The 24,348-nt window shown below is 42.1% G+C and carries 21 protein-coding genes; 5 read left to right on the top strand and 16 right to left on the bottom strand.

Annotation, left to right across the window (positions count from 1 at the left end; translation table 11 throughout):
• The first annotated feature begins 98 nt into the window (after nucleotides 1-98).
• Nucleotides 99-632, top strand: a complete 534-nt coding sequence (locus tag BLT41_RS07945; protein ID WP_244512224.1) for a hypothetical protein — start codon at nucleotides 99-101, stop codon at nucleotides 630-632.
• On the opposite strand, the gene BLT41_RS17835 is transcribed toward BLT41_RS07945, so the two are convergent.
• Complete coding sequence (locus tag BLT41_RS17835) at nucleotides 604-909, bottom strand: zinc-ribbon domain-containing protein (RefSeq protein ID WP_092159920.1); 306 nt, start codon at nucleotides 907-909, stop codon at nucleotides 604-606. The genes BLT41_RS07945 and BLT41_RS17835 overlap by 29 nt on opposite strands.
• A gap of 322 nt (nucleotides 910-1,231) precedes the next feature.
• Here BLT41_RS17835 and BLT41_RS07935 point away from each other — a divergent pair, with 322 nt between their 5' ends.
• Nucleotides 1,232-2,815: a hypothetical protein gene (locus tag BLT41_RS07935; protein ID WP_092159919.1), complete on the top strand. Its 1,584-nt coding sequence runs from the start codon at nucleotides 1,232-1,234 to the stop codon at nucleotides 2,813-2,815.
• A gap of 120 nt (nucleotides 2,816-2,935) precedes the next feature.
• Here the strand turns inward: BLT41_RS07935 and purU are convergent, their stop codons facing one another.
• Nucleotides 2,936-3,805 (bottom strand): formyltetrahydrofolate deformylase, encoded by an 870-nt coding sequence (gene purU, locus BLT41_RS07930; protein WP_092159917.1) that lies wholly within the window; start codon nucleotides 3,803-3,805, stop codon nucleotides 2,936-2,938.
• Nucleotides 3,806-4,093: 288 nt separating this feature from the next.
• Between purU and BLT41_RS07925 the strand changes: the two genes are divergently transcribed.
• A complete protein-coding gene (locus tag BLT41_RS07925; RefSeq protein WP_092159916.1) occupies nucleotides 4,094-4,750 on the top strand; it encodes a trimeric intracellular cation channel family protein in 657 nt (218 codons plus the stop codon).
• Between the two features lie 52 nt (nucleotides 4,751-4,802).
• Here BLT41_RS07925 and BLT41_RS07920 read toward each other — a convergent pair whose 3' ends face one another.
• The 8 genes from BLT41_RS07920 to BLT41_RS07885 all read right to left on the bottom strand — a co-directional run bounded on the left by BLT41_RS07920 (nucleotide 4,803) and on the right by BLT41_RS07885 (nucleotide 14,321).
• Complete coding sequence (locus BLT41_RS07920; RefSeq protein ID WP_092159914.1) at nucleotides 4,803-5,537, bottom strand: ABC transporter ATP-binding protein; 735 nt, start codon at nucleotides 5,535-5,537, stop codon at nucleotides 4,803-4,805.
• Complete coding sequence (locus tag BLT41_RS07915; protein WP_092159913.1) at nucleotides 5,534-6,301, bottom strand: ABC transporter ATP-binding protein; 768 nt, start codon at nucleotides 6,299-6,301, stop codon at nucleotides 5,534-5,536. The genes BLT41_RS07920 and BLT41_RS07915 overlap by 4 nt, the downstream gene beginning before the upstream one ends.
• A gap of 33 nt (nucleotides 6,302-6,334) precedes the next feature.
• A complete protein-coding gene (locus tag BLT41_RS07910) occupies nucleotides 6,335-7,411 on the bottom strand; it encodes a branched-chain amino acid ABC transporter permease (protein WP_092159911.1) in 1,077 nt (358 codons plus the stop codon).
• A gap of 18 nt (nucleotides 7,412-7,429) precedes the next feature.
• Nucleotides 7,430-8,338: a branched-chain amino acid ABC transporter permease gene (locus BLT41_RS07905; RefSeq protein WP_092159910.1), complete on the bottom strand. Its 909-nt coding sequence runs from the start codon at nucleotides 8,336-8,338 to the stop codon at nucleotides 7,430-7,432.
• 207 nt (nucleotides 8,339-8,545) lie between these two features.
• Nucleotides 8,546-9,727: an ABC transporter substrate-binding protein gene (locus tag BLT41_RS07900; RefSeq protein WP_092159909.1), complete on the bottom strand. Its 1,182-nt coding sequence runs from the start codon at nucleotides 9,725-9,727 to the stop codon at nucleotides 8,546-8,548.
• A 473-nt stretch (nucleotides 9,728-10,200) separates the two neighbouring features.
• Entirely contained in the window at nucleotides 10,201-12,267 is a 2,067-nt protein-coding gene (locus BLT41_RS07895; protein WP_092159908.1) for a HAMP domain-containing methyl-accepting chemotaxis protein, read from the bottom strand.
• Nucleotides 12,268-12,425: 158 nt separating this feature from the next.
• Nucleotides 12,426-12,740: a lipoprotein gene (locus BLT41_RS07890; RefSeq protein ID WP_092159907.1), complete on the bottom strand. Its 315-nt coding sequence runs from the start codon at nucleotides 12,738-12,740 to the stop codon at nucleotides 12,426-12,428.
• A gap of 12 nt (nucleotides 12,741-12,752) precedes the next feature.
• Nucleotides 12,753-14,321, bottom strand: a complete 1,569-nt coding sequence (locus BLT41_RS07885; protein WP_092159906.1) for a pyridoxal phosphate-dependent aminotransferase — start codon at nucleotides 14,319-14,321, stop codon at nucleotides 12,753-12,755.
• A 325-nt stretch (nucleotides 14,322-14,646) separates the two neighbouring features.
• Between BLT41_RS07885 and BLT41_RS07880 the strand changes: the two genes are divergently transcribed.
• Complete coding sequence (locus BLT41_RS07880; RefSeq protein ID WP_092159905.1) at nucleotides 14,647-15,120, top strand: ferritin family protein; 474 nt, start codon at nucleotides 14,647-14,649, stop codon at nucleotides 15,118-15,120.
• Nucleotides 15,121-15,222: 102 nt separating this feature from the next.
• On the opposite strand, the gene BLT41_RS07875 is transcribed toward BLT41_RS07880, so the two are convergent.
• The 4 genes from BLT41_RS07875 to hslV form a co-directional block, all read right to left on the bottom strand.
• Entirely contained in the window at nucleotides 15,223-16,821 is a 1,599-nt protein-coding gene (locus tag BLT41_RS07875; RefSeq protein WP_092159904.1) for a flagellar hook protein FlgE, read from the bottom strand.
• Between the two features lie 207 nt (nucleotides 16,822-17,028).
• Complete coding sequence (locus BLT41_RS07870; RefSeq protein WP_244512223.1) at nucleotides 17,029-17,784, bottom strand: tetratricopeptide repeat protein; 756 nt, start codon at nucleotides 17,782-17,784, stop codon at nucleotides 17,029-17,031.
• Between the two features lie 177 nt (nucleotides 17,785-17,961).
• Entirely contained in the window at nucleotides 17,962-19,344 is a 1,383-nt protein-coding gene (gene hslU / locus BLT41_RS07865; protein ID WP_092159903.1) for an ATP-dependent protease ATPase subunit HslU, read from the bottom strand.
• 20 nt (nucleotides 19,345-19,364) lie between these two features.
• On the bottom strand, nucleotides 19,365-19,904 hold the full coding sequence (gene hslV / locus BLT41_RS07860; protein ID WP_092159902.1) for an ATP-dependent protease subunit HslV: 540 nt from the start codon (nucleotides 19,902-19,904) through the stop codon (nucleotides 19,365-19,367).
• A 357-nt stretch (nucleotides 19,905-20,261) separates the two neighbouring features.
• On the opposite strand from hslV, the gene BLT41_RS07855 reads away from it, so the two are divergent.
• On the top strand, nucleotides 20,262-21,290 hold the full coding sequence (locus tag BLT41_RS07855; protein ID WP_170830335.1) for a DUF4917 family protein: 1,029 nt from the start codon (nucleotides 20,262-20,264) through the stop codon (nucleotides 21,288-21,290).
• Between the two features lie 119 nt (nucleotides 21,291-21,409).
• On the opposite strand, the gene BLT41_RS07850 is transcribed toward BLT41_RS07855, so the two are convergent.
• Together BLT41_RS07850 and BLT41_RS07845 are read right to left on the bottom strand one after the other, a co-directional pair.
• Nucleotides 21,410-23,218 carry a chloride channel protein gene (locus BLT41_RS07850; RefSeq protein WP_092159899.1) on the bottom strand — a complete coding sequence of 603 codons (1,809 nt, stop codon included), beginning with the start codon at nucleotides 23,216-23,218 and terminating at the stop codon, nucleotides 21,410-21,412.
• Nucleotides 23,218-24,201 (bottom strand): bifunctional riboflavin kinase/FAD synthetase, encoded by a 984-nt coding sequence (locus BLT41_RS07845; protein WP_092159898.1) that lies wholly within the window; start codon nucleotides 24,199-24,201, stop codon nucleotides 23,218-23,220. The genes BLT41_RS07850 and BLT41_RS07845 overlap by 1 nt, the downstream gene beginning before the upstream one ends.
• Nucleotides 24,202-24,348: the final 147 nt, after the last annotated feature.

The following is a 24,348-nucleotide window of genomic DNA, read 5'->3' as shown; positions in this document are numbered from 1 at the left end:
TGCTTGCTGAATTTCGTGGACTTGCCTTGACCTTGCACCCTAGAGTATCATGTTTTATTCTTTATGTGATTAACGGCGATACTTGCCGGAGTTAATAAATGCGGGGATATATGAAAAATTTTGTGCAGTTGGTAATGTTGATTGTTTTTGTGTGTATTTTTTCCACTTCCGCCAATGCCAGAAGTATGGAGGAAGAGCGTACTATGTGCATTGCTCTAAGTGCTCTTGCCCGCTCTCAGTGTAAAGATCCTGCTACTTTTAGTTATGTTGGAAAGCAAGGTGAATCTGTTTATATTTATAATGCTTTTTATGGTTCAAAATACACAGATTTTTTCTGTAAAGTTGGAGAAGGCGAGGTCACGATCCTTTCACGTAAGAGAAAATTTCGTAGAAGTATTAAGTATTATATAGATGACAATCAATGCGGAATTATTGATTATTCCCCTGCATCCTGTTCTGATAAACATGTCTTTAGGTGTTGTTTTCCAAAGTCTGATAAAGAGATTAAAGCGGATAAAGAGGCTGAATTCTGGCAGAAACCTATTCCTGATTTGTTGCAGGAAGATCAGGAAAAAGCTTTAAAAGCGCTTCAAAACAGGACAGTTAAATCTTCCGAACCCAAGCCAGAATAGCAACTAACGGAGTAAGTATATACAAGGGCCAGTAAACCTGCTGGTAGGTGAAAAAAACGACAGCTGCCAAAAGAAAAAGGGCATAAATCCATGCTTCGCCATGCTTGGCATAAATGTCTGAATTTTCGAATGAGATATTAAAGCTATCTCTATTTTTTTTAGAGGATAATGATGACCCGTTAAATCGCGCAAAACCTGACTGCAGCTTATGCCCGCATTGTCTACAGGTTTGGGAGTTATCTTCATTTTTTTTTCCACATCTGGTGCAGGTGATCATTCAGTCGCGTCCGTGTTTACTGTTAAATTTATCAAGACAGTGTCAATAATATATACCCGCGATTGATATTTGCAAGAATATTACCAGAGTTGCGGTTATGTGCTGAGATATCCTCTGATAATTGAATGAAATATGAAAAAATGCAATGTTTACTCCAAAGAAGACGTTTTAACTAACTGATATAATATCAGCGGGATGTTTTTTTGCTAATATTATTGCATTTAGCACTTGTAAAGAGCTGATAAAGGGTAAATCTCTTGACTAATGTGCTGATTTTGAGACATTTTCATGCAAATAAGTTGAAATAAGTAATGGAGAATTCATGAGCGTTGCTAATCAGGATAACTCTCAGGTGCCAGATAAAGATAAACGGATAGAATTTTATCTGAAAATACTCGGAAAACTCAAAGAACGCAGTACGTTAAGAGAAGTTCTTGAAAGAGAAGTTTTCCTGGAGTTTATCAAGTTTAATAATAATCGTATCAACGAATTCCCGCTTCTTGAAAAACAGCAGAGCGGAATTATAGCTTTGTTATGTCATAGATCTCTCGATTTACCCTCCCATGAGTTTGTTAAGAAGACTCTAAGTGAATTTATTCTTATGCTTGGCCGTTACGGTAAGCTGAAAGATGGTAAAGACAAGAATTCTCTTGATTTGATTCTGTCTAAAATAGTTAATGCTGAAACATTACTGATAAAGACTGTGCAGGGAGTTGTTTATGCCTCCTGTCTGGTCTCTGATAATTTTGAGGAAGTTACTCTCAGACATTTCGGAGAGCCTGCCCTCAAACGATATAATGCATTGCTTGAACAGTTTGAGATGGGTACTGAATTTTGGCAGGAATTGATTACGCAATTCATAACTCAGGAGGTTGATTCCTCTCTGGTTGATATGATTGCTAATGATAAATATACGCTGACACGTGATAAAAGTTACCTTATTCTCAGGTTTCTTTTTGATGATGTTACCGGTCGATTTGCTTCTAAATCTCCAGGGATCGATAAAACCAGAATTCAAAATTCATTTGAGCAGGTTTCCTCAGACCCTGAATCTGTTGAAGTGTTAAAGATGACTTATAGGTCTCTTCTGGAAGGGGGCGTTTTTATCCGGTGCGAAGGGATGACCAATGAAAACATTGAGCATATTGCCCGTATAGTATGTATTGATCCTGCCACCACTCAATTCAGTAATGAAGTTAAAGAAGCCATGGGGCAGATACAGGAAGGTTTGAACGGCGAGGATCATAATGAAAAAGAGGAAGAATTAGCGCGTAAAGTTCAATTTTCTCAAGATCAAATAGGTGCATGCGCTATTGGAGTCAGTATGACTCTTGATATTGTTGTTAGAGATTTTTTTATAGCGTTAAGAAATTTTACAGCCCAAGATGAGAAAATTATCGAGGGCTTTCTGCGTAAGTTTGAAGTGGAATCTTTGGATCGTCTTTTCTTTTACCTGACGGAAATGAAATTTTCTGCATTGATTAAGAAGAAAATAAGAGGAGAAGAAAGTAAACTTCTCTTTAGAGTTCTGAAGCGACGGAGAGCCTGCGCTAAAGATATTGCGGATCTTGATGCTATTGGTATGACTAAGATTAGAAAGTCCAGACTCTGGCTGCGGGATTCCAGCAATGAAAACTGGCTCATATTTAAGCAGAAAAGTGCTAAAGAGCTGCTTGGCGAAATGCAATTGCTGGCTCTTGACAGAGATCTGATCACTGCCATTCTCAAGTTATATGAAAAAGGTGATTTTAAGACGGAGATTTTGGTGCTTATCAGTCTTCAGGCTATCGCTAAAGTCACTAAAGATATACGCGGCAAGCTGAATGAACTTCTTATAAAATTCGGAATCGGAGCTCAGTCAGAAGAGCAGATTCTTAAAAAACTGAAAGCTCCGGTAGGTCAATAAACTAAGTTACTACCGTCATAGTTAATAAATAAAAAACTCTCCTTGTGATTGAATCGCAAGGAGAGTTTTTTTTATGCTTATGAAAAGTAGCAGGCTTGTGTTGAATAATTGCTGATATATCTAAATGAACACAACCGTTTTATTTCCATCTATAAGAACTCTTTCAGACAGGTGCCATTTTACAGCGCGGCTTAGAACCTGCCGTTCAATATCGCGACCCAGAATTTTTAATTCTTCAATATCGTGTCTGTGTGAAACGCGGATAACATCCTGTTCAATAATCGGGCCTTGATCAAGTTCCTCGGTCACGTAATGAGCGGTGGCTCCGATCAGTTTAACACCTCTTTCACCGGCGCGGCGATAAGGATCAGCTCCGACAAACGCAGGTAAAAAGGAATGGTGAATATTAATTATTCTACCGGGATAAGATTCAATCAGTTTGGAAGTAAGAATCTGCATATAGCGGGCGAGGATAATCAAATCCACTTTGCCATCAAGAAGTTCTAAGATTCTATTTTCAGATTCTTCTTTTTTGTTTTTATCGACAGGGACATGGTGGAAAGTAACCCCGAATGATTCAACCGCTTCGCGCAGGTCCGGGTGATTGCTTATCACCATTGTGATATCTGTGAAAAGTTCTCCGCGTTTTGCACGCCAAAGGAGATCCATCATCGCGTGGTCGAATTTAGAAACTAGAATGGCTGTTTTTTTCTTAATCCATGCAGGGGTAAGGGTCCAGTCCATATCAAATTTCTGGGCGACAGTAGCGGAAAATTCTTCTTTAAACTCTTCAAAACATCCATCCAATCCCTTCATGTGGAATTGCATTCTCAAGAAAAAGCGTCCGCCTACGGGGTCACTTGAGTGTTGATCGGAGTGGATTATGTTTGCATTTTTAGAGAAAAGGAAGCCGGAAACAGCGGCAACGATGCCCGGTCTGTCCTTACATGAAACTGTAAGGTATGCTGTGGATGCTCTTGATGAAGTCATATTTTATCTCGATGTATGTAGATTTTATCCCGTTAAGGAGGGAGCCTTTTTAGCAGTTGAGAGCCGTACAGGCAAGTATTGTATTTGTACAATTCGCAGTGGAATAGTCTCTGTTTATTGCTGCATATTTAATTTAATGCAATATGAGTGAATATATAGCTTTACAATCTGTCCGGTAATTAATATCCGATCCGTTCGTTTTTGTTACTGAAAAGATTTTAGTTGCGATTTAAAGTAAGCATTTCAGAATGATTGTTTCTGGATAATTATATTTTAAAAGGAATTTTAATGTCAGTTGTCAACGGAGAGATGATTCAAAGCGTGATCCACGGCTTTATGTATTTCGGTGATGTCGTTTTTTCTGTCAGTGGAGCGCTTGCCGCCGGGAAACGTAAGATGGACATTGTCGGTTATGTACTTGTCGGAGTCGTTACAGGACTAGGCGGAGGTACACTTCGTGATCTTTTGCTTGGCCGTCCTGTTTGGTGGACAAGGGATTCTCTGGAGTTGTTACTTTGCATTACCGCAGCGCTCTGTACCTATTTCTGGGTATTCCGCATTTCAAACAGGTATAACGCTACCACATGGTTTGATGCTTTGGGCCTTAGCGCGTTCACTGTTACCGGAAGCAGTGTTGCCATGCAATGGGGTGTGCCGTGGGAAGTAGCCGTCTTTATGGGCGTAATGACCGCGACCGGTGGTGGTGTTATCCGTGATGTTCTGACTGACACACGGCCTATGATTTTATGCGGTGAACTTTACGCAGTGGCTGCTTTGGCAGGAGCTTTTATAAATGTGGGGTTGGTAAAATTATCTGTGCTTCCGGAAATAGCGATGGCTGTCGGATTTTTAGGAACGTTGCTTATCAGAGGGGCTGCGATAATTTATGATATTCAACTTGGACCGCCCGGAGAATTAGTCAAAGTTGGCGGACGCAAGAAATAAAAAAAGGGTCGGAGATAATCTCCGACCCTTTTACTTTTATGAATGGTTTGGTTTAGCCGCCTAAGTAAGCTTTTTTCACTTCAGGATTTTCCATCAACTCTGCGGAACTGCCTTGAGCGACAATTTCACCTGTATCGAGAACATATCCTCTGTGCGCAAATTTAAGCGCAAGGTGAGCGTTTTGCTCAATGAGCAAGATGGTAAGTCCTTCCTGATTGAGCATCTTAAGGGTGCGGAACATGTCATACATAAGAAGCGGAGCAAGGCCCATTGAAGGCTCGTCGAGCATGATGAATGTACATTTAGACATCAAGGCCCGGCCGACTGCCAGCATTTGCTGTTCGCCGCCGGAAAGAGATTCACTGCGCTGTTTTCTGCGTTCAGCAAGGCGTGGAAACAGGGCAAAAACTCTGTCGTAATCTCCGGCAATGTCTTTTGCGGAGTCCTTGCGTGCATATGTCGCGAGCTTAAGATTTTCTTCAACTGTAAGGTTGCCGAAAATATGCCGTCCCTCGGGAACCAGCGCTATATGCAGATCCGAGATGATATTATGAGGAGGGACATCCAGTATGGATTTTCCTTTCCATGAAATTTCACCACTGATTACTTTTGGCGCTTCCGGCGGTGGAAGGCGGCTTACTGATAGCAGTGTGGTTGTCTTACCCGCACCGTTCGCGCCGATAAGAGTAACAATTTCACCTTCGTTAACATTAAAAGAGATGCCGTGAAGCGCCTCAATGTTACCGTATTTAACGCGGAGATCTTTGACTTCAAGTAGAGTATTCAAATTGAATCATCTCCCAGATATGCTTTAATTACAGTCGAGCTGGACTGAATGTGTTCGGGGGTTCCTTCGTCAATGGTTGTACCGAAATCAATACATTTTATCCATGAACAGAGGGACATAACAACCTTCATCTGATGTTCAATCATCAGTATAGTAATGTCGAATTCGTTGTGAATCCATTTAATCAATGTAATCAGTCCATCAACGTCGGAGGAGTTGAGTCCCGCCGCCGGTTCATCAAGAAGCAGCAGTGAAGGCTGAATGGACATTGCCCGTGCAATCTCAACCCTGCGTTGCAGTCCGTAGGGGAGGTTGGTCGGGAGTTCTTCTGCATACTCTCTAAGGTCCATAAATTCGAGGAGTTCAGTTGAAATTCTCTCGATTTCTTTTTCCCTGAGGTAGTAATTTTTGGTCCGCATAATGGCGTCAAAAACACCATAACCCATGCGGTAATGCTGAGCGATGCGGATGTTATCCATTACTGTCATATCGTGCCAGAGGCGGATATTCTGAAACGTACGGGCAACGCCAAGTGATGTTACCTGATGAGGTTTCATCTTGCTCGTCGGTGTTCCGTTGAAGGTGATAACGCCTTCAGTCGGCTGATAAAAGCCTGAGATAAGGTTGAAAATGGTTGTTTTGCCTGCACCGTTAGGACCGATAAGGCTGGTCAGTGAACCTTCTTCAAGCTCGATATTAAAATCGGATACGGCTTGCAGCCCTCCGAATCTTTGTGTGAGTCCATTTATACTTAAAAGTGACATATAATCTCCGTTTCGCGGGGTGTATGAAATTATCTACTTAAATTTGTAGAATTTTTTCAGCCCCGGGAACAGCTTGGGCAGTTCTTTGTTACCCATAAGTCCTTCCGGCCTGAACTGCATGAGCAGAATCAGAGTCAGCGGGATTAATACCCACTTCCATACCTGACTTAAGTGGTATGAGTCTGGAAGAACATTTATAATGTGCAGGCCGGTATCGATTGCCGGAATGATGAATCTTAGCAGTTCAAGCATTACGGTAAAGAGAATCGCAGAAAGAACAGATCCGCCGAGGGACCCCATTCCACCGAGATATACCATAACCAGACACTCAGTTGATTTCATAATATTGAAAGATTGCGGGTTAACGTATCCAAGAACATGAGCAAAAAGAGCGCCTGCTATACCGGCAAGACCGGATGAAAGCATGAATGCTGCCATTTTCATCTTGTTGGTGTTAACACTCATGATTTCAGCTGCAACTTCATCCTGGGATACAGCCATAATGCCTTTTCCGTAGGTTGAAGAAACAAATCTGCGAATCATCCAGATACTCATGTAAGTTCCCAGAATAACCCAAATCATCATCCACGGAAGATCTATAACGTCAGTCATGGCATTGACTACCCGTTTCATCCCCATGAACCCGCGAGAACCACCGATTACATCGACGTTTTCGATTGCGGAAATAACCATGTAGTTAGCCGCAATTGTAATGATAGCAAGGTAGTCACCGCGTGTCTTAAACGATGGAATCGCAACAATCAGGCCTGTAACACCTGCTACGAGTCCTGAAATGATTACAACGATCGGGAAACCGATAATAGCAAATTCCGGAGGCAGAATAGGTGCTCCGAAGATTGCATTCTGGGAAAAGAATATAACACTGAGGATGGAGGAAACGTATGCGCCTACACACATGAATCCAGCATGCCCACAGGAGAATTCACCCATGTATCCGTTAACCACGTTAAGACTGGAGGACAGTATTATATTGATACCGATGAACATAATCACCGACTGAATATAAAGGTCCAGTGCTCCGAATTGGGAAAGAGCAATTATGATGAGGGCCATTCCCCATATTCCGAAATTGAAACTGTACTTTTGCATTATTTCTATTCCAATACTCTAAATCTTGGTTGTCTTGGCAACACCGAAGATTCCCGTTGGTTTTATCCAGAGAATCATCAGTAGAATTGAGAATGCGAAAAGGTCTCTGTAAGTGGAAGGGAAAAGAGCTACAACACCTACTTCGATAAATCCAAGTAAGAATCCCCCCAAAAACGCTCCGCGAATATCTCCGATTCCTCCGACCACGGCAGCAATAAATGCTTTCCAACCGATAAGAGCACCCATGTACGGTTCGAGAATTGGATAAGACATGGCAAATAGAAGTCCTGCCAAACCTGCCATTCCTGATCCAAGAACAAAGGTGAAAACGATTACGTTATCGATGGGAATACCCATGAGCGGGATTGCGAACTTATCATATGAAATTCCGCGCATTGCCATCCCGATTTTGGTGCGGGTAACAATGAACTCAAGAAGGATAAATACTGCGATAGCGGTTAAAATTACGATAAGTTTTAGGTTAGTGACAGAAACATTGCCCCATGTGTAAATCACCTTGTCCAATAGTTCAGGGAATTTTTTACGGCTTGCTCCAAGTAGAGCTAGGTTGCTGTTCTCAAGCATCAGACCACACATCAAAGCGGTGATTACCACATATAGTCTATGTGCCCCTTTTCTGCGAAGAGGGCGATAGGCAACACGCTCAAGTGTAACACCGACACCTGCTGTTAAAAGCATGGTCAGCGGTACAGTTAAAGCTAGAGTGAGCCCTGGGCTGAGGTCGACAATTCCCAGAAAAAAAGTTGCTACGAAAAATGCTACGTACGCTCCCACCATGAAAACATCACCGTGGGCAAAGTTGATGAGGAGCAGGACACCGTAAACAAGTGTGTATCCGAGAGCAATCAGGGCGTAAAAACTTCCCCATTGCAACGCATTAAGCAGGTTCTGGATGAGGATATCCACAGTCGGTCATTCCTCTTCTTATTTAAAAGCTCGGTCGGTGAACTTTTTGATTAAAAACACACCGTATTAAGCAGGAGCTTCAAACGGGAGCATTAGTTGCGAAACTGTACTTATACTGAAACGGCATGGTTCGTCGAGGAATATTCTGAAAAAAATCAAACGACAGAAGATTATTCCCTTCTGCCGTTTGATTTTTAAGGCTTAACTTTATGGGCAGACGGATTCAGCGAATACGAACTGACCGTTTTCATCGATGCGAACAACAACCGCACATTTGATAGGATCACCCTGTTCGTCGAACTTCATGGAGCCTGTGATTCCTGCGAATTCTTTTACGCTGCTGAGAGCATCGCGGATAGCTTTGCGTTCTGCTTTAACGTCAGAGTTGAAGGAACCTGCATCCTGAATTGCCTGAAGAACGAGACGTGTTGCGTCCCAAGTGAGAGCTGCTACGTCATCAGGAGTTTCACCGAATTTTGCACTGTAGCGGTCGATGAATTCTTTAGTCGCGCCCTTTGCGCCTGCTGCGGCGTAGTGAGTGGAGAAGAACTGGCCTATGCAGTCTTTGCCGCAAAGAGTCATGAGTTCAGATGAGCCCCATGCGTCAGAACCCATGAAAGGACCGGTCCAACCTAGGTCGTGAGCCTGTTTAATGATCAGAGCGACCTGATTGTAGTTATCTGGAACAAAGATGAAATCAGGTTTGGAGTTGATGATTTTGGTCAACTGAGCTGAGAAGTCCTGATCTTTTGTACCGTGAGAGACAAAAGCAACAACGGAGTCTGCACCGTTTTTCTTTTCCCATATATCTTTGAAGATTTCAGCAAGACCTTTTGAATAGTCGTTGGAAATATCAAAGAGAACCGCAGCTGTTTTAGCATTGAACTGCTTAGCAGCGAAGTTTACAGCAACAGGGCCCTGGAAAGGATCAAGGAATGCTGCGCGGAAAACCCAAGGGCGGTTTTTGGTGGTGTCAGGGTTGGTGGACCATGGAGAAACCATAGGAGTGCGGTTGTCGTTACAGGTTCCGCCGGCAGGAACAGCCTGCTTGGAGGAGTTAGGACCTATGATTGCAACAACTCCGTTCTGTTCGATAAGCTTCAAAGCCACGTTAACAGCTGATTCGGCTTTGGATTCGTTGTCTTCATAATAAAATTCGAGAGGAATTTTTTTGCCGCCGACTTCAAGGCCACCCTGACTGTTGATATCTTCCTTGAGCATTTCAGCCGCATTTCTGGAAGCTTCACCAACTTTAGGAATATCTCCTGTAAGGGGGATGTTAAAGCCGATTTTAATTTTCTCTTCTTCTTTAGAACAACCTGTCAGCATGACGAACGCAAGGGACATCACCATGACAGCCATAACAGTTCTTAAAATCATTTTACTCATTCTTTCCTCCTGAAATTTGTATAAAAACACTAAAATCATCACTGAATGCTGAAAATTATCGTAAATATATGTTTTTAAAAAGACATTTTTGAAAAAAAAGTGACATTTATATTTATTTACTATTATTACAGACTCTTATGATGGCAGGAAAGTGGGCTTGTTTTATTCTAAATATACGTGCAGTGACTGTTATGAATGTCAAAACAAGCAGTATTAAGACTGCTAACTAGCTGTTAATGCTGATGATTAGTGTGCGGTTTAACTATTGGTGATGGCTATCTATTAGGCGGGTATTTATAGAAAAATTAACTATTGATTAAAATAAGAACGTTATCTTTCGATATTGTAAAAAAAAGAAGGTTAAAACTACTAAAAAGGTGATAGTAATGTTGTTTTGCGTAAAAAAAGTCCGACAAGCTTACGTTTGCCGGACTTTACAATTTGCGGATTTTGTCGATTGTCTGATCAATTAATTAATGTTTGTAGCGATCCATCATAGTTTGTAACGATTTTGCCTGTATATCAAGATCCTTTACGGCAATTTCTAATTGTCTGGAACTTTCGAGGTTTTGTTCACCGGCCTGCTTAATACTGCCGAGGGCGACTGCGACTTGATCAAGTCCTGCTAACTGTTCCTGACTGGATGCGGCAATCTGCGCAGATGACTGAGCAGACTGATTGATAACCGTGCTGAGACTAAGGATGGATTCTCCCGTCTGAGAAGACAGGTTAGCTCCGGACTCAACAGCTTTTCCGCCTTCTTCGGTAATCATTACGGCAGAACTGGTCGCCTTCTGAATGTCGGCAAGTATGGACTGAATTTGAGCTACTGACTGTTTTGATTGATCAGAGAGGTTTCTGATTTCCCGAGCAACAATTGTGAAGCCTCTTCCCTCTTCTCCGGCTTTAGATGCCTCAATAGAAGCATTTACTGCGAGAATATTTGACTGGTCTGCAAGGTCGTTAACTACATAAATAATGTCCCCGATGTGTTGGGACTGTTCAGCAAGTTTGACGATACTTGTAGCAATTGTATCCATTTGAAGCTTTATGTTCATCATTCCTGATGCCGCATCTTCCGAAGCTTTTTGTCCTTGCTGCGAAGTTCGGACGGCCTTGCGAGCGACTTCTGCGACCTGTCTGGATTTCTCATTTGACAGGTGCGCTGTTTGTTTAACTTCTTCAACCGTGGCGTTTGTTTCAGTTACAGCGCTTGCTGTTTCGGCGGCGCTTGCTGTCAGCTCTGCTGAAGCAGCTGAAATCTGGCTGAGGGAGGAAGATAAAATGCTGACTGTATCGTGAATTTTTTTGTTATCGTCTTTTAAATTCTCTACCATGCGGGCAAGAGCCTTTCCGATGGTGTCGTTTTCTGATCGAGGTTCTATTTTTACGGTTAAGTCTGAATCGGCAACTCTTTCCATTGCGGTCGCCATTACATTCAGTGAAGTCGTCATTTTGTTAAAAGCAATTGCCAGTGAACCTAATTCATCTTTTCTGTCAGTCTCTTCAACCCCTTCCGGCATGTTTCCATCAGCAATTCTATACGCAGCTTCTACAACCTTTTTGAGAGGTAGAGTTATGTTTCTTCCGATTATAATGGCTGCGATGCCGCCCAGTATAATTGCACATAATCCGAAGATGTATACATTCGTAATTGCACGGCTGTTGCGGGCCTGAAGTTTTGGTCCCAGTTCATCTTGATCCGCAACTACGGATTTTTTGGCTTGTTTGATAGTTTGTGTCATTTGGGGACCCAGAACATCAATTTCTGAACTGATCAGGTCGTTTCTTTTTTCGGTAATAGTTGTAAACTTCATTAATGTTTGAACATAGTCAGTTCTTGCCTGAATTATTTTGTCCAGTTGCTCGCGGTCATTATTTTTTAAAATCTGTGCAAGTTTGGTTGTTACGAGGTCCAGCTTGTTCATTTCTTCAAGAGCTCTTTTTATCTTGTCGCTGTCGCTGTCATCTATGAATTTAGCGGTGTAAAGTCGTCCGAGAACCAGATGTCTGACGCCTTTAGCACACCAGTAGAGAGCTTGTGATTGTTTTTCTGATTTACCCAGACTGTCGATGATTTGTTCAAAGGTTTGTTCCATAAGATCACCTTTAGAGATCAAAACATCATTCGCTAAGGTTGTGCGAAGTGCCTGCGTCTTTGCAACTTCCTTGAAGCTTTTTTCATATAAATTAATTCTATGTCTGACTTCTACAATCAAGGAGAGTCTTTCTTTGTTTAAAAAACTTTTCTCTGCGGTAGCGATCAGCTGAAGTATTTTTTTTATGCTAGCATCATGTTTTACTTTATATTTATCATCACCAGTTATGATGTAATCTTTAACATAAGTTTCACCTTCAAGCTGGTTGACCTGGATTTGGCCTATTAAATTAGATTCCCGTGCAAAATCTCGATAGTTGGTGAATCCTTCGGATGAATTATTCAGGGCCATGAGCGATTCCAGGCTTACGACTCCGAACAAGATGGCTACAATAATAAAACTACAGAATATTTTTTGGCCTACTGTTAACCGTTTCAGCATGGTGCGACTGTCCCTTTGAGTGTGATGTTTTTAGCGTGCGCTAAGAGTGACAAATTATTGTCCGTTCATTGCGAGAAGCTGCCGTAAAAATAAAGTCATTGTTACGACAGTGTGCTGTTACTTGCAAGCCGTTGAAGTGAGTCTTTTATTGCGCGTGTCTATTCATAATTTCCGTTACAGTATTCATTGCATTTGCCACCGACTGCATCAAATATCGGGAGACAGTTTTGCAGTCCCATCTGGCTTGCAGACTGCATCTGAACACTCTCACAACCTTTTCTGCATTCTGCTGCGGAAGAGTAAGGCTTCAGAAGCACTTCTGAGTACTGCTCGCAAAGATTTCCCTGCATGTCGCAGCTCGATTCAGTAGAGAAGGAGCGACAGTATGACTTTACTTCCTGCATTGTGGGAGCATGGGCTGAACATCCGGACAGTAGGGTTAGGATTCCTATAATAAGAATTGTTCTGTTCATTTGGGGTCTCCTTTATTCAGATAGAATGTTTTGCATTGCTGCAAGGAACATACGATTACGGGAGTTGTTACCTATTGAAACAGTTAGAAGATCATTAAGACCGAATTCATCTAGAAGCTTGAGTTTGAAACCATGATCCAGCATTTTGTCATGTAGTGATTTTGCCGGAATAGGTCCGCTGAACATTACAAAGTTGCTTTGGCTAAGGTAGACAGAACATCCCAGTTCTTTCAATCCGTTTTGTATGCGTTCTCTGCCTCTTATTATCAAAGCTATGGTTGAATAGTAAAATTCATTATGGTTGAGAGCTGCAATGCCAGCTCCAAGGTTCAGTGGACTTATAGGTTGCGGAAGTCTCGAATCTTCAAGGTGCTGGGCACGTTTTGCATTCATCAATGCGTAACCGAGCCTTACTCCCTGCATGCCGAAGGACCATGAAAAGCTACGTAGAATAACAAGATTTGGTATTTTATCGAGGAATTGCAACATGGAATAGTCGTCTTCAGGCCAAGCAAATTCAACGGCCCTTTCGTCGATTATAAGCAGCGTCCGTTTAGGAAGAAGGGTGGCCATGGTTGCCAGTTCTTCTGCCGGAAGTCCGTAGCCGGAAGGCATATCGGGATTTGTTATGATTATTGCGGCAGTGTTTTCGTTTGCAGTATTAACGAGCTGGTCAAGCGGTGGTGAAAAGTTGCGGGATCTCGGCAGGCGAAGCAGTTCTATTCCGCAAAGGGCTGCTACTCTGCTATATTCAGGTAGACCGAACTCATAGCTGAGCACATGATCAATGCCCGGAGTGACCGATAGACGAAGTGTCAGGTCGAGGATTTCAACGGCTCCGTTCGCGACAATGATTTGATCCTCGGAAATATCATGTCGTTTTGCCAGTCCGAATTTAAGGTTGTCAGACATATCATTATCAAAAGCGCAGCAATTATTAGCCATACTCACGATTGTATTTGAAACAGCCTTTGATACACCTAGCGGGTTGGCATGGGTTGAAAGATCAATTTCTTTTTTTATACCGAATTTTTTTCTGAAATCACCGGCTGAAATGTGTGTTGATTTAGCGTGACTCGGTGGAGCTACGTAGGATGTTTCTATTTCATCCGCTTCAATCTTAGGTTCTTTTTTGGAGGCAGGTGTAATGGGTGTTTTTGTTGCTGTTGTTGATCCTGATGCTGTAGCGATTGCAGTTTTAACAGCTTCTTCCAACGGAATTGTTATGAATCGGACGTCATAGTCGGAACTAAGCGTTGCATTGCTGACCAGTTCATTAAGTTTGTCGAATATATCAATAATGATGTTAAGTAATTCAGCAGTGAAGGGAATTTCGTTTTTGAAAATACGGTCAAGAACAGATCCGATCTTACTTGCAATGAGGCTTATATTGCTAAGTTCAAGCAGTGCTGCACTTTCTTTTAAAGAGAGAGTTATGGCGTAAATCTGTGCAACAGAGGAGCCTGCGGGAGAGCTTGTTTTTTCCAGTTTGATAAGTTCCGTTTCAATCTGATCAAGTTTGTCTAGAGATTGTTCAACGAAAAGTTGCAGTGTAGAGTCATTGTTAGTGTCCTCAGTCATAAAAACCTCCACTTTGAGCATTCAATATTTTTAAGCTTATGCTGATCCGAATCAGATTAGTTCTGTTTTTATAAAAAATACAATTATAAAAGGATATCCGTTTCTGACTGACTATACCTGAACTTTAACTTATAAGAAAATAAGTTTTATCTTTTTTGTAGCCTGTCTATCAAAAAAGTAAACATGGTTTGTTGTTTTGGGTTGCGCTTTTCGCAAGGGTGCTTCATATTAATTAATCATATACATAGGGTGTTATAGTAGTGCTTATTAAACACGCGTCTAGTATGATATGATTTAAATAAATTTAATTCCATAAGGGGTTGAAATGGTAGCTTTTTTTACTGCCAGTGAAGTTGTTGAACTGGCTATGCGCATTGAGCAGAAAGGACAGGCGTTTTATCTGCTTGCGGCTGATGAAGCTGAAGATCCTGCAGCAAAAGAGTTTTTTGATTTTTTTGCTGAGGAAGAATCCAGACATGAGCTGTTTTTCAGAGGGATGCGAGATAGGTTAGGACACATTGAAATTCCTCCTGGAAGCGACTTTGAAGAATATACTCAGTATGTAATGGCTTTGATTGACTCGCATGATGTCTTCAATTTTGATTATACTACTGCGTTTAAATCTGGTGATTTTAGTTTTGAAGATGCGATAAGAATTGCTATGCGCTTTGAAAAGGATACCATTCTGCTTTATAATGAGCTTAAAAAAATGGTTCCTGAGTCGGAGCAGCAGTTTGTTGAGGAATGTATTGATGAAGAACGCGGTCATCTGCTTCTCTTGGCAGCGAAACTTAAATGATGATGCCCCTCGGCTGATCATATTTGATTTAGTCTGTAAAAAACCCCTGCAAATCATATGATTTGCAGGGGTTTTATGTTTATTTCAGATTATGTCTTGTAATTATTTCTTAACACCTAATGTGGTGTTTATTAGCTGATCTTGAGTCGTGATAACTTTAGAGTTCGCCTGATAACCTCGTTGCGTAAGAATCATGGACCCGAATTCTCTGGCAAGGTCAACGTTTGAAGTTTCGAGATTACTACCGAGAATTGAACCCAGACCCTTCTTTTGCGCGACGCCTTCAATTGCGGCTCCTGAGGCATCGGTTGCGCCGAAATAGTTTGAACCTTCACGCCTCAGTCCGTATTCGCTCTTAAAATTGTATAAATTGATCTTATACAGGTCTGTGCTAAGCCCGTTTGAGAACTTACCAGATAAGATTCCTTCAGAATTTACAGACACATTTTGCAGATATCCTTCACCGAAACCATCCTGTGACTGGCTGATAGTAGAGGATGAACCATAGTAGTTCGTGGTGCTGAGAGCATCAATATTGCCGTTTTCCATTGTTGGCAGACCAGAAGCGTTGCTTCCTACTTCAGCAGCAGAAGCTCCGGGAGTATTCCATGAACCTGAAGCTGACTTAACTCCTAAATCTATTGAGATCTGCTGAACACTTGCTTCACCCGTGGCTCCTTTAAGAGCTGTAGATAAAGTAGGTTCCCCGTCTGTATTAAAGTTTGTCAGAGTCCAGTTATTTAAGTCTTTCGGGCTTCCTGCAGCGTTACTGCTTAGACTGTATGCTGTTTGATTCAGCAGAGTTCCGTCTCCGGCAAATGTGAGTGTTCCGGTCATGAGAAGGCCGGCAGAGGATGTTGCTGCTGTGGAAGTTCTACCGTCACTTCCCGGAGGAACTGTAACAATATATTCCCAGTATTCTTTATCAGACGGGCCACTTTCAGAAGGCGTTACTTTGTCATAGTATACCGTCATATCCATTTTATTACCGCTCTTGTCGAATATTTGAATTGCAGAGTGGTAGGCAAATTTATCGGCTGCCAGAGGCATTTCTTTTGTTCCGTCCCAGTCGTTAAGTAACGAAAAGAAGGGCGCAGCGGGGTTTTGGCTGTTATCGATGGCGCCTGAGTCCAGGTTAGTTTTCATTGAAACATCGGAAGTGGCTTTAGGGTCGGATTTTACGACCAAGATTGTCTGGCCGGAAGCATTTTTTTCTTCCTTCATAGGTAAAGCTACGTTTACGGAGGTTGTTCCGATATTGCCGTCGCTGTCTATTGCATACCCTTGAAGCGCATTGGTGTGTGGATCTACAAGAAGTCCGTTTTTATCAAAGTGAAAATTACCTGCACGAGTATAATGGCTGAGTCCGCTGTCTTGTTCCGCAACTCTGAAAAATCCCTGTCCACCGATTGCAAGGTCAGTGCTGGAGGAAGATCTTTCAAAAGATCCTTCCGCAAAATTTATTCGGGTTGAAGAAACGCGGACACCCATACCGATCTGTCCGGCTGTATTGGAGCTGCCGCCCGCAACAACACCTGAGATTGTCCCGGTAGCTGTCTGACTTTGAAGGTTTTCAAGAAAAGTATTACCGCTTTTGTAGGCAGTAGTGTTTACGTTAGCAAGGTTACTACCCGCCTGCTGGAGCAGCATGCTGTGAGCCTTGATCCCGGAAGCTCCTGTGTACATTGCGCTGAAACCCATTAGAAAACTCCTTGCAGGATGCGGCTATGTTGACTCCGCACGCACCCGTTTGCCTTATTGCCGGAAAATATCTCCGGTTAGTTATTGATAAGCAAGGTGTGTGCCTAATGTTGAAGTATAGCTAAATCAAGATGTTACAAGAGCTGTGGGTAGTGAAAGGTAGGCAAAAAAATCCATACAGATAGGTAAAAAACAGTCGTTAAGTAACTACTTTTTATTTAAGAATGCACTTAGCTTTTTGCCCGGGGTAAAATCAGGGTTGATGGCAAGGCATTTATCCAGATATTCACGTGATTCTTTTATCTTACCGAGTTCGCAGAAGGAACGGGCAATATTGAAAAAAAGGTTCTCGTCATCAGAACTGAAGTTTAAAGCTCTGGAGTAAAACTCTATAGCTTCACTGAACATTTTGTTTTTTCTGAGAGAAATTCCGAAATCATTAAAGAGATGCTTATGTTCTTTTCCAAAAGCAGCATCTAGAGATATAAGCCGATTAAAAATATCCACTGCTTTTGCTTCCTCATTGCGTTCAAGGTAGCATAAGCCAATTCCGAAATTGGCCCGGATATTATTTTCGTCAATATTAAGGGCTTTATTATATTCCATTTCAGCTGTGAAAATATTGCCGAGCTGCTGCTGACGGTCAGCTTTGGCAAGTGTTTTGCTGAGCTCTTTCATGGCCGGAAAAACTGAATTGGTATAAAGTTCTAATTCAGGAGTAAAAGACTCTAGGAGCTCATCTTTACTTATAATTTGTTCAGGCCCGGAAGGGACGTGGCTGTCGTTAAGCGGACGAAGGATGATCTCTTTGTTATCGTTTTCTTCACCATAATAGAGGAACGACTGGACGACTTTTCGTTTTGTAGAACCCGTGCCGATTTCTTGTATAATTCTTGCGGAAAAAGTCCCGCGAATTTTTGGCAAGGTGAATTTTTTATCGTCCACTGTACTCATCTGGTTCATAGTGATCCTTGGATTGCAACAGAAAAAGTTTGTTTTAGTGTTTTTTGTGATGCTGCAATTAAAACATTTATCAGACGTAACACAGTTTCGTTTGTGTAACAATTTTAAAAATTAAAATAAAACTGGACTCTAATAATAAGAGCCCAGTTTTATTGATGTTTTTATGTAAAGGTTTAACTACAAAATGTAACGGGAGAGATCTCTGTCTTCAATTACATCTTTCAGTTTATCTTTAACGTAGTCTTTATCTATCAATATGGTGTCGCCGGATCTGTCCGGAGCCTCAAATGATAGCTCTGCGAGGATCTTTTCCATAATGGTGTAAAGCCTTCTGGCACCGATGTTTTCGGTATCTTCATTGATTTTCTGAGCTGTAGCGGCGACTTCTTCAAGTGCCTCCTTGCTGTAATCAATGGTGACCTGTTCTGTTTCAAGCAAAGCTTTATACTGAACTGTCAGCGCATTTTGAGGTTCAGTGAGAATTCTATAAAATTCATCTTTCCCGAGGGCAGAAAGTTCTACCCGTAAAGGGAAACGGCCTTGCAGTTCCGGAATCAGATCGGAAGGCTTGGAGAAATGGAATGCTCCGGCTGAGATGAAAAGGATGTGATCCGTTTTAACCATGCCGTACTTGGTGTTAACCACGCATCCTTCAACGATTGGAAGCAGGTCGCGCTGAACGCCTTCACGGGAAACGTCAGTGGAACCGCCTGTTTCGTGGCGTCCTGCAATTTTATCGATTTCATCAAGAAAGAGGATACCTGTTTGCTCGACACGTTCACGGGCAATTTCGGTAACATTATCCATGTCGATAAGTTTGTCTGATTCTTCCTGAATAAGGAGTTCGTATGCTTCGCGAATATTGACTTTGCGTGTTTTTTTCTTGTTGGGAAACATTTTGCCGATCATGTCGTTGACCTGCATTCCCATGTCTTCCATGCCGGGCACGGACATGATTTCAACGCCGGTTCCGCCTTGAACGGTAACTTCTATTTCAACTTCGCGATCATCAAGTTTGCCGTCACGCCACATTTTGCGGAATTTGTCACGGGTGGAGCTTTTATCCTCAGAAGGATTTTCTTCGGTCAGAGGGATTGCTTCGTTGGAACTGTTGAAGAAACCCATGCTGGAATTCTGAGGTTTGGATGAAGGGAGAAGGATGTCTAAAAGGCATTCTTCAGCATTCTTTTCAGCTTTGACTTTAACTTTTTGAAGTTCTTCTTTGCGGACAAGAGTTATGCCGATTTCCATGAGGTCACGGACCATTGATTCAACGTCACGGCCTACATATCCAACTTCAGTAAATTTTGTGGCTTCCACCTTAAAGAAGGGACAACCGGAAAGCTTTGCCAGTCTGCGTGCAATTTCGGTTTTACCTACTCCGGTAGGGCCCATCATGATAATATTTTTAGGGGAAACTTCATCACGCAGTTCTGCGGGAAGCTGCTGTCTGCGCCAACGGTTACGCATTGCAATGGCGACCATGCGCTTTGCGTCTGCTTGACCGATGATGAATTTGTCCAGCTCTGATACGATTTCTCTAGGTGTAAGATTGCTCATTTGAAGACCTTTGCGTGAAATTATTTTTCGAGGGTTTTGATAACAAAGTGATCATTGGTATAAACACAAATTTCGCTTGCAACTTCCATTGCTTTTTCTGCAATTTCAACGGCTGAAAGATCTGTGTGGCGGGATAATGCCCGTGCTGCGGAAAGAGCGTATGGACCGCCTGAACCGATAGCAGCAAGGCCGTCGTCCGGTTCGATGACATCTCCGTTACCACTGATAATAAGAATGTGGTCCGCGTCAGCAACGAGAATCATGGCTTCCAGTTTGCGGAGATATTTATCTTTACGCCAGTCAGTAGCAAGCTCTACAGCACTGCGGACAAGATTACCCGCGTGAGCTTCAAGTTTTTTCTCAAATCTTTCAAACAGGGTGAAAGCATCAGCAGTTGCGCCTGCGAAGCCAGCAAGAACTTTATCATTATACAGGGTTCTGACTTTAATTGCGGAATGCTTCATCACAATGGCCTGGCCCAAAGTTACCTGACCGTCACCGGCCATGGCTGAACCTTTATCATCTTTAACGGCCAGAATGGTCGTTCCTCTGAGTTCCATGTTCATCTCCTGATTCTGCTATGATTATTCGTTTTCAATATGAAGATTGAATTTCAATACTTGTCGAACGTGAAATATCTTTCCGATTCCCGCTAAACGTGGATTCGGTTTGGATTTTGTTTGAATTACCAAATGATAAGACCGCTTAGGGGGATGGCAAGGGGGGTGGGGTGCAAAAAAGGGATTGTTGAGCAAATGTGTTTTTATTAATTTGTTTGTTGTAAAATAATATTAGAACTTTCAATTGTTAAAAGTAGAGAGTATTAATTCTCGGTATTAAACTATGATTCGTAAAATTGTATGAATATTTTGATAACTATTCGATAATGAATAAATTATAAAACAATGGGGAAATTTATGCCATTAATGACATTCGAACAAGCTATTGCAAGTTGTGAAGAACGAAAAAATGTTTTGCTTGGAAATGGATTTAGTATGGCTTATTCGGCTGATATGTTTTCATATTCAAGTCTTTATGAGAAAGCAGATATAGATCAAAGATATGAGGAGATTGCAGCTATATTTAATGAATTAGATTGTCGAGATTTTGAGACCGTTATGAATTCTTTAAACTCCGCTGCATTTGTTGGCGCTATTTATGATTGTAATGAGTTAGTTGTTGGCAAGATGAATGAAAGTATTCAAAATTTAAAAGATCTACTTATTTCATCAATAGCAAATACTCATCCAACAGCATGTCACTATATTAATGAAAATAAGTATAAAAACACGAGAAAATTTTTATTAAACTTTTCAAGCTATTTTACTACTAATTATGACTTGTTGTTGTATTGGTCTCTTCAAAATCACGAAGACGGAATTAGATTGGATAGAACAGATGGTTTCTTACGACCAAATGAAACTTTATCTTGGGAAAAAGGAAATAATCAAAATTCATATTATTTGCATGGAGCAATGCATCTATATAAGGACAAAGCGAGCCCTGATATAGAGAAACTGGCGTATACAGAAATAGGGAATCCGCTTACTGAACAGGTTCGTTCTAAAATAGACAATGGAGCATTCCCCATTTTTATTTCGGAAGGTAGGTCTCTTGCAAAACTCAGAAAAATTGAAGAAAATAAATATCTTTTGCATTGTCTTGAGAAGTTTAGAGAAATACAAGGTACGCTTTTTATTCACGGACATTCATTTAGTACGAATGATGATCATATTTGGGATAGTATTTCTAATAATAATAGGATCGAGAGGTTATTTGTTAGCATTTATGGAGATGAAAATTCTCAAGATAATATAGCAATTAAAAATAAAGTGATAGAGATTGGGACTAGCATAAATGTATCTCCAGAATTTTATTCTTCCGAGTCCGCAAATCTTTGGACTGTAGATCCTCCAGAAGCTGAATCAAGTAATGCAAGAGAATGATTTATCCTTTTCTTCTTTTTAGTCGTTGTTTGGCTATGATGCAAAAGGACTGGTTTTAAAAAAAGCCTCTTGAAGCACGAAACTTCAAGAGGCTTTCAAATAATCGTATCTGATTCAGGTTAATCTTCGTGTAGTTCTTTAATTGCCTTTGCGTAAGCTCTAAACACATTCTCACGATTGATGATGCCTATAATGTGATTCGGGTCATCTTCCGATACAACCGGAATTTGTCCGTAATCTGTGTCTACGAATTTGAGCAGCGCAGTATATAAATCGTCATCCTCTTTCAGTGTTGCAGGCTTTGTTGCTAAATCCTTGGCAAGGATAAGGTCGAAGAGATCTTGATTGAAGAGGTGATTTCTGACGTTTTGAATAGTCAGAATACCTGTAATTGTGCCTTCATCATTTTTGACTGGAAAGTACAATTCATTGGTGTTCGCAATAATATCTCTCAAAGCTTTCAGAGTTGTGCCTTCTTCAAGGGTGGTTACTCTGCCCGGTTTGAAGTGGGTATCAACGTGAAGCTGTTCAAGGATATTGATAGTTGAATCCTCAATATGAGCTGGGGAGTCAAACTTGTTGTCGACTTGATGCTCGTACAGTGAGCAATTGCGCCCCAGTACGATACAGAGAGCGGAAGCCAGCATCAGCGGCGCGAGCAGTCCGTAACCCTGTGTAAGCTCGCAGACCATGATAAGCGGGCCGATTGGAGCCTTTGCCACTCCTGCAAAAAAAGCCGCCATGCCTACAAGTACATATGCACCGGGCTGTGTGGCAATATCGGGATAATATTTTCCGGCAACCTGTCCGACAATACCACCCGTCATGCCTCCTACAAATAGTGCGGGGGCGAACATACCACCACTCATTCCAGAACCTATGGTCATGGATGTTGCGACTGTTTTACCCAGAATAATTGCGATCATCATCATAATGGGGATTTCACCCATGATCGCCATTTCCAGCCAGCCGTAACCGCCTGAGAGAAGCTGCGGGAAAAACATTCCCATCAGTCCCATCATCAGTCCGCCGAGTCCAGTTGCCCACATGAGACCGAGACGGTCTTTTATCTTAAAGAAAATTGAGTACTTAATGAAACGGAAAGTGCGGATGTACATCCACCCTACTAAGGTGCACGCGAAAGCCAGAATTATATAGAAGATCATTTCGCGAGGATCATGAAAAACAAATCTTGGAATTCCGAAAATAGGCTCTGCTCCGTAAAACAGAGTGAAAAGTGAATAAGAAACAACAGAGGAAAGAACGGAAGGCAGGATTGCTTCTGATTCAAAATCTTCGCGGTAGATAACTTCTACGGCGGTCAATGCGCCTCCGAGGGGGGCGCGGAATATTGCTCCGAGTCCTCCGGCAGCACCGGCAAGCAGTAGAATTCTGCGTTCTTTGGCAGAGAGTTTAAGCTTTTGCGCGATCCATGAACCGATACCGGCTCCCATTTGGGTAATAGGGCCTTCGCGTCCGGCACTACCACCGGTTGCAATTGTGAAAACCGAAGTGATTCCTTTGATTATGGGAACGATAGGACGCATTAATCCGCTTCCCTGATGGAAGCATTTGATGGTTGCGTCAGTACCGTCTGTACCGCCGGAGATTGTTTCAGGGATATATTTGTTGACCAGCCACCCTGTGATTAATCCTACTGTCATTGTGCAGACAGGAATGACCCATGGGCGTAGTTGACCGGCAGGGCCGTGGAAAATTTCTTCACCCGCAGGGGCCGGTAAGGTCATACCCGCCAGTTGGTGTAAAAATATAAATTTTCCGTATTCAACGGCGGCGAAAAAAGCGACCGCTAAGATGCCTGAGAGTAGTCCGACCAGCACACCGAGTAAAAGCCATCTGAATGAGCTGATATTTTTGTATGATCGCGCAATTTCTTTCCAGACGCGCAGGTTGAGAAGGGGGCTCATTAACAGGCTCCGGTTCCTGATTCTGTCAGGTGCAGCCCCGGGCGGACTTGTGATTCCGGATACGAGAGAATGGATTTAGCAAGTTCTGTATCTTTGGTAATGCGGGCTTTAAGTTCGTCCAAGTTGTTGAACTTACGTTCAGCGCGGATTCTCTGGATAAAGTGGACCCGGATATTTTTACCGTAGATGTCATCGGAAAAATTGAAAATATGAGCTTCAACAGATAACGCTTCGTTGCCGAAGGTCGGATTTTTCCCGATGTTGGCAACGCCCGGACGGACCAGACCGTCTACTTCGACCCTGATGGCGTAAACGCCTGATTTAGGGAAAAGCTCATCTTCGAGTTTAATATTTGCTGTGGGGAATCCAAGAAGGCGGCCTCCACGGTTCATGCCGTGAACTACTTCACCGCGAACCTGATAGAAGCGTCCAAGCAGCGCACGTACATCCCAGACGTTTCCTTCGCTTACCAGATCTCTGATTCGCGAGGAGCTGACCACTGCATCATTTATAATGATAGGATCAAGTCTTTCGATTCCGTAACCGTGTTTACGGCCAAGTCCAACCAGCACTTCATAGTTTCCGGAGCGACCTTTACCTAAAGCGTAGTCGTAGCCGACAACCATTTCTTTCATGGAAAGTCCATCAACCAGATATTTCTTAATGAATTCTTCGGGGGAGAGGGAAGCCATCTCCTTTGTAAAATTCAGAGCTATAATAATATCAGGCTCATGCAGAGCAAGTAGTTCCAGCTTCTGTTTGGTGAGGGTTATGAAGGGCGGAGTTTTACTGTTGACCAATACCCTGAGCGGGTGCGGGTCAAAGGTTACAACAACGCTCGCCAGGCCGTTGGCTTTGGCTTTTCTGCACGTGTTACAGATAAGTTTCTGGTGTCCTTTATGGACTCCGTCAAAATTACCTATTGTTACACATGATCCGTTTTGAGGCTTTTTAATTTCTTTTATTGATCTGGCGATTATCATTTTCGCTTCACTTTTTGGAGATAGATTTTAGAAAGGGGATAACTACATTAAAAAGAAGCATACTTCAAGTTAACGTTCATCGCAAAAAATGCGGTTAAAATTTTGTTAATTCGCTAAAATAATGAGTTAAAATATAAAACTGACAGA

The organism is Maridesulfovibrio ferrireducens (assembly GCF_900101105.1).
Taxonomy (GTDB): domain Bacteria; phylum Desulfobacterota; class Desulfovibrionia; order Desulfovibrionales; family Desulfovibrionaceae; genus Maridesulfovibrio; species Maridesulfovibrio ferrireducens.
This window is presented reverse-complemented; position numbering and strand designations above follow the sequence as displayed.